The organism is Azospirillum brasilense (genome assembly GCF_003349955.1).
In the GTDB taxonomy this organism is placed as follows: Bacteria; Pseudomonadota; Alphaproteobacteria; order Azospirillales; family Azospirillaceae; genus Azospirillum; species Azospirillum brasilense_B.
In genome coordinates, this window is the sequence record NZ_QLKQ01000061.1 from 33,194 (window position 1) to 45,561 (window position 12,368).

The following is a 12,368-nucleotide window of genomic DNA, read 5'->3' on the forward strand; positions in this document are numbered from 1 at the left end:
TGCCGTCACGGCGCGGCTGTGACAACGAATGGTCGCGAGGAAAGCGGGCGGACGCAAAAAGAAGCGGCCGGGGGCGGACCCCCGGCCGTTTGAAGTCGATAGCGTCAGCCGTTCGAAGAGATCCGGCTCGCACACCGGATCGGGAACCACCGGTCACCGGGGCGGCGGGCCGAAGCCAACCGTCCAAGGGATCGGCGCAAACCGGTCATACGGCCCGAGCCGGGAAGGCTGCCGCGATGGGCGGCCGTATGACCCTTTCACACTTTGCGGGGGCAAAGTGCTGTCTCGTTCGAGGCGGGCGCGTCCGGCGAATGGAACCGGGCGCGCCCTGCGGTTGGATCAATGGAACTGATCGGCCTCGGTGGAGTCCTTGTAGGCGGTGGTCGAGGACTGGCCGCCCGAGATCGCCGTGGCGACCGCGTCGAAGTAGCCGGTGCCGACCTCGCGCTGGTGCTTGGTCGCGGTGTAGCCCTCGGCCTCGGCCGCGAACTCCGCCTCCTGCAGCTCCGAGTAGGCGGCCATGCCGCGCGCGGCGTAGCCCTTGGCCAGCTTGAAGGCCGAGTAGTTCAGGCTGTGGAAGCCGGCCAGCGTCACGAACTGGAACTTGTAGCCCATGGCGCCGATTTCGCGCTGGAACTTGGCGATGTCCGCCTCGTCCAGGTTGGCCTTCCAGTTGAAGCTCGGCGAGCAGTTGTAGGCCAGCAGCTTGTTCGGGAATTCCTTGCGGATCGCCTCGGCGAAGCGCTTGGCCTCCTCCAGGTTCGGGCGGGAGGTCTCCCACCACAGCAGGTCCGAGTAGGGGGCGTAGGACAGGCCGCGGGCGATGCAATGCTCGACGCCCGTGCCCTTCTTCAGGCGGAAGAAGCCCTCCGAGGTGCGGCCGGCGTCGAAGTCGATGAAGGGATGGTCGCGCTCATCCACGTCCGAGGTGATGAGCTGCGCGGACTCCGCGTCGGTGCGGCAGAGCACGATGGTCGAGGTGCCCATGGTGTCGGCGGCCAGACGGGCGGCGTTCAGCGTGCGGATGTGCTGCTGCGTGGGGATCAGCACCTTGCCGCCGAGGTGGCCGCACTTCTTCTCCGACGCGAGCTGGTCCTCGAAGTGGACGCCCGCGGCGCCGGCCTTGATCATCGCCTTCATCAGCTCGAAGACGTTCAGCGGGCCGCCGAAGCCGGCCTCGGCATCCGCGATGATCGGCGCGAACCAGTAGGTGTCGCCCTTGCCCTCGGCGGTCTGGATCTCGTCGGCGCGCTTGAAGGTGTTGTTGATGCGCTCGACCACCGCCGGCACCGAGTTGGCCGGGTACAGGCTCTGGTCCGGGTACATCTGGCCGGCCAGGTTGGCGTCGCCGGCGACCTGCCAGCCCGACAGGTAGATGGCCTTCAGGCCGGCCTTCACCGCCTGCATCGCCTGGTTGCCGGTGAGCGCACCCAGCGTGTTGATGTACGGCTCGGTGTTCAGCAGTTCCCACAGGCGCTGCGCGCCCAGTTCCGCCAGCGTGTACTCGATCTTGACCGAGCCGCTGAGGCGCTTCACATCGTCCTGGGTGTAATCGCGCCGGATGCCTTCGAAGCGCGCGGCGCGGAGAGCGGCCTTGGTCTTTTCATCGAGCGACATGGTCGTTTTCCTTCTTTTCATCACCGTTGCGCTGCTTTTGAGCGCTTGCCCTGACAAAACAACTAAAACGGCCTTCGCTGCCTTGCAACATGCCCTTGTTTGTAAAAGGGTCTGTTTGTAAACTACCGTCAGAAAAGTTCTGTAAATCAGTAAATATTGTAAATCAGCCAAGCTGGAGTTCGGGTGGCCATGGACAAGAAGGCGATGCTGGGTCCGAAGGTGCGTCGGCTGCGCCGCGACCATGGGCTGACCCAGGCCCAGATGGCCGAGCAGTTGGGCATCTCCCCCAGCTACCTGAACCTGATCGAGCACAACCAGCGCCCGGTCACCGTGCCGCTGCTGCTGAAGCTGGGCCAGCAGTTCGGGGTGGACCTGCAGAGTTTCGCGGAGGACGAGGAGAGCCGCCTCGTCGCCGGCCTGCGCGAGGTCTTCGCCGACCCGCTGTTCGACGGTTCCGACATCAAGAACCAGGACTTCCGCGAACTGGCGGCGGTCGCCCCGACGCTGGGGCAGGCGGTGGTGGCGCTCTACCGCGCCTTCCGCACCAGCCGCGACGATCTGCAGACCCTGTCGGAGCGGGTGGCCGACCGCGAGAAGCTGCATCTGGTCCAGACCTCCTCCTTCCCGCAGGACGAGGTGCGCGACCTGTTCCAGGCCCATTCCAACCACTTCGCCGAACTTGAGGCGGCGGCGGAGGAGCTGTGGCAGGAGGGCCGGCTGGAGAAGGGCGACCTCTACCGGGGCCTGACCGACTATCTGCTGAACAACCACAGCGTCCGCGTCCGGCTGCTGCCGTCCGACATCATGGGCTACGCGGTGCGGCGGTTCGACCGGCACGGGCGGCGCATCCTGTTGTCGGAGATGCTGGCGCCGTCCGGCCGCAACTTCCAACTCGCCTGCCAGATCGCCCTGCTGCGCCACCGCGACCTGCTGAACCAGATCGTCGAGTCGTCGGGCCTGACGGGCGACGAGGCGCGGCGCTTGGCCCGCATCGGCCTCGCCAACTATTTCGCGGCGGCGGTGCTGATGCCCTACGCCCGCTTCTGGGAGGCGGCCAATCAGGTCCGTTACGACATCGAAATATTACGGCGCCGGTTCGATGCCTCGTTCGAGCAGGTCTGCCAGCGGCTGACCACGCTGCAGCGGCCGGGGGCGAAGGGCGTTCCTTTCTTCCTGATGCGGGTGGACAGCGCCGGCAACGTGTCCAAGCGCTTTTCCGGCGCCGGTTTCCATCTGGCGCGCTTCGGCGGCGGCTGCGCCCGCTGGATCGTCTACGACGCCTTCCGCACGCCGGGAAAAATCCACAGCCAGCTGGCCCAGATGCCCGACGGCACCACTTATTTCTCCATCGCCCGCACGGTGGTGAAGGCCGGCGGCGGCTTCCGCAGCCCGCCGCAGCAATTCGCCATCGCGCTGGGCTGCGATCTCCAGCACGCCGCGCAGATCACCTATGCGGACGGTGTGGATCTCGAAAACACCGAGGCGGCGACGCCCATCGGTGTGAATTGCCGGCTCTGTCCACGATTGGATTGCTCGCAGCGCGCCTTCCCGCCGCTGAACCATCGCCTGATTGTCGATGAGAATCTGCGCGGTCTGTCGCCCTACCTCTTCGCCCCGCCGGCGGGAGAGTAACGCCGTTTATTGTGCGATATCGTCTTGTGGTAACCGAAAAGCCACAACAAAATTGTTGGTATAAATTAGTGGTCTGTTGACGAATTTGTTGTTAAAGAAGTGTGCTGCAATGCGGCACGGCTTGGCTTCTGAAACGACACCGGCCACGGCATGCCGGTCACCGAAACGGACCTGCGGATTCCATGAGCAATCTGATTCATGAGCGCGTCCTGCGCGTTCACCACTGGACGGACACGCTGTTCAGCTTCACCACCACGCGCGATCCCTCGTTCCGTTTCGATCCCGGACAGTTCACCATGATCGGCCTGGAGGTGAACGGCCGGCCGCTGCTGCGCGCGTACAGCCTGGTCAGCGCCAGCTACGAGGAGACGCTGGAGTTCTTCTCGATCAAGGTGCAGGAGGGCCCACTGACCTCGCGCCTCCAGCATCTGAAGGAAGGCGACACGCTGCTGGTCAACCGCAAGGCGACGGGCACGCTGGTCACCGACAACCTGCTGCCGGGCCGCAACCTGTACCTGCTCAGCACCGGCACGGGCCTCGCCCCGTTCCTCAGCATCATCAAGGACCCGGAGATGTACGCCCGGTTCGACAAGGTGATACTGACCCACACGACGCGTACGGTGGGCGAGCTGGCGTACGGCGACATCATCAACAGCGTCCTGCCGGAGAACGAGTTCTTCGGGGAGGATGTGAAGCAGAAGCTGATCTATTACCCGACCGTGACGCGCGAGCCGTTCCGCAACCAGGGCCGCATCACCGACCTGATCCGCAACGGCAAGCTGTTCGCGGACGTCGGGCTGGCCCCGTTCGACCGCGAGGTCGACCGCGTGATGATCTGCGGCAGCCCGGCCATGCTGGACGAGACCAGCGGCATCATGGACGAGCTGGGCTTCTCCATGGGCCACAACGGCGAACCCGGTCATTACGTGATCGAAAAGGCTTTTGTGGAACGCTGAACGGATTTGCCGGAATAAAGCGGGCCGCGGTTCGTTGATGGGACGTGACGATGGCACGTCATCAACTCCAGCCGGCCCGGTTGGGCCGGGTTGGTCCTTGACGGGCGCGCCTCCCTCCCGGGGGCGCGCCCGTTTTCCTTACTGGAGTTGCCCGGTTCGCCAGACCGTTTTGCCGATCCCGCATTTGGTGTAGACATCCCCTCCATGCGCCTCATCACGATCCTCGCCGTGCTGCTCGTGGCCGGCCTCGCGAATTTTGCCGTCTGGTCGCTGCCGAACCAGCCGGTGCCGCTCGACCCGCCGCCCGGCGGCAAGCTGAAAAGCGTGTCCTTCGCGCCCTTCCGCGACGGCCAGAGCCCGCTGACCCAGACATTCCCCAGCACCGAGCAGATCGACGAGGATCTGGCGGCCCTCGCCCCGCAGGTCGCGGGGGTGCGCACCTACACCTCGCTGGAGGGGCTGGAGGTGGTGCCGGAACTGGCGCGCCGCCACGGCATGCAGGTCACCATGGGGGCGTGGCTGTCGTCCCGGCTGGACAAGAACGAGAAGGAGGTCGCCTCCCTCATCGACCTCGCCAACCGCTACCCGGACGTCATCACCCGCGTGATCGTCGGCAACGAGGTGCTGCTGCGCCGCGAGCTGACGCCGGAGCAGGTGGCCGGCTACATCGACCGCGTGAAGGCGGCGGTGAAGCAGCCGGTGTCCTACGCCGACGTCTGGGAATGGTGGCTGAAATACCCGCAGATCGCGGATCACGTCGATTACCTGACCATCCATCTGCTGCCCTATTGGGAGGACGTGCCGACCGATGTGGCCGGCGCCATGGAGCGCATCCGCGGCAGCTACCGCACCATCGCCCAGCGCTTCCCCGGCAAGCCGATCCTGGTCGGCGAGACCGGCTGGCCGACGGAGGGCCGGTCGCGCGGCGCCGCGGTCACCGGGCTGGTCAACAAGGCCAAGTTCGTCAACGGCTTCGTCCGCCTCGCCGAGCAGGAGGGTTTCGACTACAACGTGATCGAGGCCTTCGACCAGGGTTGGAAGGCCAAGCTGGAGGGCACGGTGGGCGGACACTGGGGCCTCTACACCGCCGACCGTCAGGCGAAGTTCGCCCTGGCCGGGCCGGTGGTGGAGAACCGCCAATGGCCGATGCTGTTCGGCGTCTCCTCCGGCCTCGCGCTGCTTCTGGTCGTTGGGCTGACCCTGCGCGGCCGTCCGCTGACCGCCGGGGCCTTCGCCGCCCTGGCCGTCCTGGCGCAGGCGCTGTCCACCCTCTATGTCCATGCCGTCTGGGGGGCGTTGCACGGCAAGCATTACCCGCAGGACGTGGCGCTGTCGGTCGTCATGCTGGCGGCGACGGGTGTGCTGTCGGTGGCCGTCCTGCTGGCCGCCCGGCGGGCGCTGGGCAGCGGCGGGCTGGCGCTGGAGCCGCTGGCCCCGCTGCGCGGCCGTCCGGCGCTGTCGCGGCTGGAGACGGTGGGCAAGGCCGCCGCCGTGGTTCTCGTCCTGCTGGGGATCGTCTGGAGCGTCCTGATCGTCTTCGACGGGCGCTACCGCGACTTCCCCAACTGGTACTTCGCCCTGCCGGCGCTCGGCCTGCCGGCGCTCGGCGCCATGCGCGCCACGCGGCGTCCGGAGGGCACGGGGGCGCTGGCCGCCTGGGGCATCGGCGGGCTGTTCCGCCCCGCCGTGCCGGTGGCCGAACTGTCGGCGGGTCTGTGCGGCGCCGTCCGCCGCCTGCCGCTGGAGTCGGCGCTGGCCGTCCTGCTGCTGCTCGGCGCGCTGCTGACCGTGCTGGCGGAGGGCGTGGTGCCGATGGAGTCGCTGATCTACGGGCAGCTTCCCTTCCTGGAAGCGCTGCATGAGGTGGTGTGGACCAGCCCGAACTGGGAAGCGCTGGCCTGGGCCGGGCTTCAGCTCCTGCTGGCGGTGCCCTACGCCGCCGCCGTCCTGGCCGCGCGCCGCGGCGAAACCGCCCGCGCCGGCCACCAGTGGGTCCGCGTCGCCGGACCGTGACCGGTTCCCCCTCTCCCGCTTGGCGTGGGAGAGGGGGCCTGCCCCGCCTCAGGCCGCCTTTTCGCTTTTCCGGCCTTTCTGATGCTCCGCGGTCCAGCGCTTGGGATCGTGCAGGAAGGCGTGGATTTCGCCCTGGGCCTGGGCGTCCAGGTAATGGCCGCGGTTCGCCACCTCCAGCACGTCCCACCAGGTCGCCAGCGCGTGCATGGTGATGCCCAGCGGGGCCAGATGCTCCTGGATCTCGTCGAAGATCCCGTACTGGAACAGCACGAACAGGTCGCGCACGTCGCAGCCCGCCTCCTTCAGCGGCTGGGCGAAGCGGGCCTTGCGGTGGCCGTCGGCGGCGATCTGCTCGACCAGCAGCACGCGCCAGCCCGGCTCGACCCGCCCTTCGATCCGGTGCTTGTACTCCTGCTGGCCCTCCGGCGCCTCCTTGCGCACGAAGACGAGGGGAAGCTCCATCCGGTCGGCGATCAGCGCGGCCCAGGGCACGCCCGCCCCCTCCGCGGCGGCGATGGCGTCCAGTTCGCCGTCGCCGATCTCCTGCCCGATCATCCGCAGCGCGAAATCGAGCACCTCATCGCGCACCGCGGGGTAGGAGAGCAGCCGCCGTCCCTCCAGGTGGACCGGGCTGACCAGCCCGGAGCCGTGGCGGCACAGATGGTCCGGGTCGTACCGGACGCAGCCGGTCTCGATCAGATGGCGGGCCACGCCGATGGCCCCTTCGCGCAATTCGATGTCCCAAGCGTCCGGAATCATGGCCTGCCCCCGTTGTTTTCGTCGTTGTCGGCCTCGCGCCGTCCCCGATGATCCCCCGTGCGGGGCGGGCCGCAACCCCTCCACACGCGCCGGGGTGGACGCTTTGGCGGTAGCCGGAACGGGGAAGGACAAGGCGCCGCAGCCTCCCTTCGACTGCGGTCGTGTGCGCCGGCGCACCAGACCGGTTGACACGAACCGCGACAAACGTTGAAAAAGAGAATCGAATTGTAGCCATGCAGCTTTGGCAGAGCGGGGCGGGGAGCGGCGATGTCGGACATCCAGGGCTGGGGCCAGGACGATGACGACGAGCTGTTGTTCGCCGACGAGGACGCTCCGGACCCGTCGTCCGCGACGTCCGGCCCCGCCGCCGCCCCCTGGAAGCTGCTGATCGTCGACGACGATCCGGAGGTGCACGCGATCACCCGCGTGGTGCTGAACGACGTGACCTTCGACGGGCGCCGTCTGCAGTTCCTGTCCGCCCATTCGGGGGTCGAGGCGCGGGCGATCCTGAGCGGGCATCCCGACATCGCCGCGGTCCTGCTGGACGTGGTGATGGAAACCGAGGACGCCGGCCTGCGGCTGGTCCATCACATCCGCGAGGTGCTGGGCAACCGGCGGGTCCGCATCATCCTGCGCACCGGCCAGCCCGGCCAGGCGCCGGAGCGGCAGGTGATCGTCAGCTACGACATCAACGACTACAAGGCCAAGAGCGAGCTGACCGCCCAGAAGCTGTTCACCACCACGGTGGCCGCCCTGCGCTCCTACCAGCACATCGACGCCATCGAGCGCAACCGGCAGGGGCTGGAGACGATCGTCGACGCCGCCGGCACCCTGTTCGAGCAGCGCTCGATGGACCGCTTTGCCCTCGGCGTGGTGGAGCGCGCCGCCGCCCTGCTGCCGCGGGCGGCGGGCGCCTTTCTCTGCGCGGTGCCGCCCGACCTAAATCCGCAAGGCCTGAATCCGGAAGGCCGGACCGGGGAGGCGGAGGTGCTGTGCGGGACCGGCGTTTTCGCCGGGGCGGCGGGCCGGCCGGTCAGCGCTGTGCTGCCCGAGGCGGCCTGCGCCGACATCGCCGCCGCGCTGGCCCGAGGACGCAGCCTGCACCGCGACGACCACAGCGTCGCGCTGTTCCAGACCCAGAGCCCCGGCCCCGGCGCGCTGTTCATCGGCGGGCACGGCGGCCTGCCGGAGGTGGAACGGCGGCTGGTGGAGATCTTCTGCTCCCGGATGTCGGTCGGGTTCGACAACGTGTCCCTCTACGAACAGCTCCGCCTCGCCCAGATCGCCACGGTGCACGCCCTGGGCAAGCTGGCCGAATACAAGGACGAGGTCACCGGGGAGCATGTCCGGCGCATCGGCCGCTGGGCCACCGCCATCGCGCGGGAACTCCAGGCGCGGGGCGCCTGCGGGGGCGAGGCCGACGACCTCTTCTGCGAGCTGATCGGGCTGGCCAGCATGCTGCATGACGTCGGCAAGGTCGCCATCCCCGACCAGATCCTGCGTAAGCCCGGCAAGCTGGACCCCGGGGAGATGGCCCAGATGCGCGAGCACGCCGCCATCGGCGGGCGCATCCTGCGCGACGCCTCCGGCCCGGTCGGCGGGCGCAGCTACCTGTCGATGGGGGCGGAGATCGCCGAGAGCCACCACGAGAAGTTCGACGGCACCGGCTATCCCCGTGGGCTGGCCGGCGACGCCATCCCGCTGTCGGGTCGCATCGTGGCGGTCGCCGACGTCTACGACGCCCTGCTGCACCGCCGCCCCTACAAGGAGGCGTGGCAGCCGGCGGCGGTGGTCGATCTGATCCGTGCCGAGTCGGGTCGGCATTTCGACCCGCGCGTCGTCGACGCCTTCGTCGCGGTCCTGGAGCGCGGCGGGCCGGAGGCGTAGGGCCCCCGGCCACACGGCTCCCGATTACGAGCCTTGGCTGAGCGCCTCGGCCAGCGCGCGGTCGGGATGGTTCCCGCCGACGATGAGCTGCATGGAACCGGTCGGCACCTCGACCCCCAGCTCGTCGAAGCGCTTCTTCATGCGGCGGTTGAACTCGCGCGACACGCCCCACTGCCGGGTCGGGCGGGTCTTGAAGCGCGCGGTGATGAGCTGGGTCGAGTCGGGCTGGAACTTGTCCAGGCCCATCACCTCCAGCGGCCCCATGATGTCGGGCGCGAACTGGGCGTCCGACTGCAGGCCGGCGCCGATCTCCTTCAGCAGCTCGATCACGCGGTCGGGGTCTTCGCGGTAGGCGACCCGCACCTCGAACAGGGCGTAGGAGAAGTCCTTCGACATGTTCTTGACGGTGCTGACCGAGTTGAAGGGCACCGTGTGGATGGCGCCCGACCCGTCGCGCAGCCGGATGGAGCGGATGGAGATGGCCTCCACCGAGCCGGAGTGGCCGCCGCCGACGTCCACCACGTCGCCGATGGAGATGCTGTCCTCGAACAGGATGAACAGGCCGGTGATGATGTCCTTGACCAGGGTCTGCGAGCCGAAACCGACGGCCAGACCGACCACACCGGCGCCGGCCAGCAGCGGCGCGATGTTGACGCCCAGCTCCGACAGGGTGATCAGCGACACCATGGTCACCAGGAGGATCAGGAAGGCGTTGCGCAGCAGCGGCAGCAGGGTGCGCACCCGCGCGCTGCGCTCGATCCGCGTGCCGTTGCGGTCGGTGGAGGCGAGGAAGCGCTCGATCATCGCGCTCACCACCTCCCAGGCGACGATGGAGCCGACGAACAGGAGGCCGATGGTGACCGTGCTGCGCAGGATGCGCTGGCCGAGCCGGGTGTCCGTCCAGGCCAGCGTGTCGAAGCCCCAGCCGTAGAGGATCATCATCGCGGCGCCCACCCAGATCACCGTCTTCACCGCCCGGTGCAGGAAGGGCAGGTAGAGGGACGCGCGGTCCTTCAGCGGCGGCAGGGCGCCCTGGCTCTCCGGGACCATGCGCAGGCCGCGGCGCAGGCCGCGGTTGATGCCGTTGACCAGCAGCCGGGCGATCACCGCGACCAGGATGGTGATTCCGGTGGCGCGGGCCAGATACTCGAACCCGCCATAGACGTTCAGCACCCAGACGCCGAAGGTCACCACGACGTAGATGATCGCCAGGACGTGCCAGACGTCGGCGAAGCGGCGGCGGGCGGAGCGCAGGACGGCGCCCTGGCCCTCCGACTCGCGCTCCGCGGTGGCCGCCGGGTCGCCGTCGCCGGACAGCGGGTTGCCGTGCATCCAGTCGGCGACGATGCGGCGGTTCTGCAGGATCAGCGCGATCAGCATGCCGGCGATCGCCAGCCCCAGCAGCTTCAGCAGCGCGCCGTAGGCGCCGAGCGGCAGGCCCAGCACATAGGCGCCCTCGGCCAAGAAATAGCCGTAGACGCCGACCGCGGCCAGTCGGCGGACCCAGCGGTAGAGGCGTTGGGCGTTGGCGTCGCCCACCCGCACCATGCGCAGGGAGGGCGCGAAGGGCGCGATCAGGATGCGGGCGGCGACCAGCAGGATCTGCAGGATGACGGTGGCGTTGATGACGGCCAGCGCGACCAGCCGGACGCGCGGCCCCGGCTCGCTGACCGACAGGATGGCGTAGGCGACGACGATGAAGGCGGCGATGGGCGCCAGCTCCAGCAGGGCGCGGCCGAGCAGCAGCGGGAAGCGCACCAGCACCGTGCTGCCCCGGCGGGCGGCGAGCGCGTTGCGCGGGCGGGCGAGCAGCCAGCCGACGGCGCGCTGGATCGCCAGACCGGCGGTCAGGATCATCGTCAGCTGGATGGCGATCTGCACCCAGCGGTCGCGGGCCGACGGGTCGACCATCTGCCGGTTCGCCCAGTCGATGGCGCCGGGCAGCTCCTTGAAGACGTTGCCGACCTGGACGAGCTGGCGGCTCAGCACGTCCATGCGCTCGGCCAGGAAGGACAGGGCGCTGGCGCCGATGGTCTCGGGCAGGGTGCTGGCGGCCGGGGCCTCCTCGGCCTTGGCCTGCTCAAGCCCCTTCTGGGCGGCGACCAGCGCCTTCAACTGCTCGACCAGCCGGGCGCGGGCCGCCGGGTCCTCCAGCGTCGTGATCATCGCCTGCATCTGCTCGGGCGTCGGATCGGGCGAGGCTGTGGACTCGGTGGGGGCTGCGGCGGGGGCCGGCATGGCGGCCCCCGGAACGGGGCCGGCGGCCAGCGACGGTGCGGCGAAGCCGGCGAGAAGCAGCAGAAGGACGGCGAGTGCGCCCATGCAGGGGACCGTCCACCGGGTGCGTGCGCGAAGCATCCCTGTCCTTTTCCGTGATTGCAGCAATGCGGGCGTGAAGGCCGGGGACGTTATCCCGTGCCCGCCTCCTTGCCAACCCGCGCAGTTTCAGACCTTTTTGGGACGGAATTGCGGCCGCGCCCAAGGCGTCGGCGGGCTCCGGACAGGGGCCTAGGACGCTGTTCCGCCGTTTCGGGCACCGTCCTGCGCGTCGTCCTGGGCGCCATCCTGGGCGACATGGCAGGCGACTCGGTGGCCGGGCGCCACGGGGTCGAGCGTCGGGGGAACCTGGGCGCAGCCGTCATGGGCGAGCGGGCAGCGCAGCCGCAGGGCGCAGCCGGTCGGCGGGCGCAGGGGCGACGGCGGATCGCCGTGCAGCGCCGGGCGGGCGAGACCGGCCGCCGCGATCAGGGCGCGGCTGTAGGGGTGGCGCGCCCCGGCGGCCAGAACCGCGCTGTCCGCCGCCTCGACGATCCGGCCGAGCAGGAGCACCAGCGCCCGCCGCGCCATCCGCAAGCCCTCCGCCGCGTCCTGGGTGGCGTAGAGCAGGGCCAGCCGGCGGCGGCGGCGGATCGCCCGCAGCAGGGCCAGGAAGTCCGCCCGTTCCGCCCCGTCGAGCGCCGCCGCCGGCTCGTCGCAGACCAGCAGGCGCGGCTCCGGCAGCAGGGCGCGGGCCAGCCCGGCGCGCGCCGCCTCCGCCGGGCCGAGCGCGCCGGGATAAAGGTCGAGGACCGCCAGGGGCAGCCCGACCTCCTCCAGCGCCTCGGCCAGCCGGGCGGCGCGGTCGGCTGACGATCGGGTGGGCCGCAGCGAGTCCAGCGTCTCGGCGAGCTGCGCGCCGATGGTCATCAGCGGGTCGAAGGCGGCCAGCGGGTCGGGGAAGAGGATTTGCAGGTCCCGCCGCGCCCGGCGCATCGCCTCCGGCGGGGCGGCGGCGAGGTCGGTGCCCAGCCAGGACAGCTGACCGCCGACCGGCGGCACCAGCCGCAGGATGGCGCGGGCCAGCACCGACTTGCCGCTGCCGGTCTCGCCGAGCAGGGCCAGCGTCTCGCCCTCGGCCAGCGCGATGGACAGGCCGTCAACCACGGTCAGCCAGCGCTCCTCGCCGCGCCAGCCCCGCCCCAGCGGGAAGGCGACGCGCAGGTCGCGCACCGCGAGGCGCAGCGC

Annotated in this window: 8 protein-coding genes; 4 read left to right on the plus strand and 4 right to left on the minus strand. The window is 69.6% G+C overall.

The features are described 5' to 3' along the window. Positions 1-339: 339 nt before the first annotated feature. Positions 340-1,617, minus strand: coding sequence for an isocitrate lyase (aceA, locus tag DXK32_RS23165; protein ID WP_114860663.1), 1,278 nt, complete (start codon positions 1,615-1,617; stop codon positions 340-342). 189 nt (positions 1,618-1,806) lie between these two features. Between aceA and DXK32_RS23170 the strand changes: the two genes are divergently transcribed. The 3 genes from DXK32_RS23170 (at position 1,807) to DXK32_RS23180 (ending at position 6,218) form a co-directional block, all read left to right on the plus strand. Beyond that, positions 1,807-3,249, plus strand: a complete 1,443-nt coding sequence (locus tag DXK32_RS23170) for a helix-turn-helix domain-containing protein (RefSeq protein ID WP_114860664.1) — start codon at positions 1,807-1,809, stop codon at positions 3,247-3,249. Between the two features lie 182 nt (positions 3,250-3,431). Further along, on the plus strand, positions 3,432-4,205 hold the full coding sequence (locus DXK32_RS23175) for a ferredoxin--NADP reductase (protein ID WP_114860665.1): 774 nt from the start codon (positions 3,432-3,434) through the stop codon (positions 4,203-4,205). A 204-nt stretch (positions 4,206-4,409) separates the two neighbouring features. After that, positions 4,410-6,218 carry a glycosyl hydrolase family 17 protein gene (locus DXK32_RS23180; protein ID WP_114860666.1) on the plus strand — a complete coding sequence of 603 codons (1,809 nt, stop codon included), beginning with the start codon at positions 4,410-4,412 and terminating at the stop codon, positions 6,216-6,218. 48 nt (positions 6,219-6,266) lie between these two features. Here DXK32_RS23180 and DXK32_RS23185 read toward each other — a convergent pair whose 3' ends face one another. Then, entirely contained in the window at positions 6,267-6,977 is a 711-nt protein-coding gene (locus tag DXK32_RS23185; protein WP_114860667.1) for an orotate phosphoribosyltransferase, read from the minus strand. A gap of 267 nt (positions 6,978-7,244) precedes the next feature. Here DXK32_RS23185 and DXK32_RS23190 point away from each other — a divergent pair, with 267 nt between their 5' ends. Continuing rightward, the gene (locus DXK32_RS23190; protein ID WP_114860668.1) at positions 7,245-8,864 is read left to right on the plus strand and encodes a response regulator; all 1,620 of its coding nucleotides are present in this window, start codon (positions 7,245-7,247) and stop codon (positions 8,862-8,864) included. 24 nt (positions 8,865-8,888) lie between these two features. On the opposite strand, the gene DXK32_RS23195 is transcribed toward DXK32_RS23190, so the two are convergent. Further along, positions 8,889-11,186, minus strand: coding sequence for a mechanosensitive ion channel domain-containing protein (locus tag DXK32_RS23195; RefSeq protein ID WP_247877300.1), 2,298 nt, complete (start codon positions 11,184-11,186; stop codon positions 8,889-8,891). 186 nt (positions 11,187-11,372) lie between these two features. After that, on the minus strand, positions 11,373-12,368 hold a 996-nt coding region (locus DXK32_RS23200), incomplete at its 5' end, for an oligopeptide/dipeptide ABC transporter ATP-binding protein (RefSeq protein ID WP_162801318.1).

Excerpts from the sequence above, each read along its gene's own strand:
- DXK32_RS23190 (WP_114860668.1), top strand. The coding sequence starts at position 7,245 with ATGTCGGACATCCAGGGCTGGGGCCAGGACGATGACGACGAGCTGTTG.
- aceA (WP_114860663.1), bottom strand. The coding sequence starts at position 1,617 with ATGTCGCTCGATGAAAAGACCAAGGCCGCTCTCCGCGCCGCGCGCTTC.
- DXK32_RS23185 (WP_114860667.1), bottom strand. The coding sequence starts at position 6,977 with ATGATTCCGGACGCTTGGGACATCGAATTGCGCGAAGGGGCCATCGGC.
- DXK32_RS23175 (WP_114860665.1), top strand. The coding sequence starts at position 3,432 with ATGAGCAATCTGATTCATGAGCGCGTCCTGCGCGTTCACCACTGGACG.
- DXK32_RS23195 (WP_247877300.1), bottom strand. The coding sequence starts at position 11,186 with ATGGGCGCACTCGCCGTCCTTCTGCTGCTTCTCGCCGGCTTCGCCGCA.
- DXK32_RS23170 (WP_114860664.1), top strand. The coding sequence starts at position 1,807 with ATGGACAAGAAGGCGATGCTGGGTCCGAAGGTGCGTCGGCTGCGCCGC.
- DXK32_RS23180 (WP_114860666.1), top strand. The coding sequence starts at position 4,410 with ATGCGCCTCATCACGATCCTCGCCGTGCTGCTCGTGGCCGGCCTCGCG.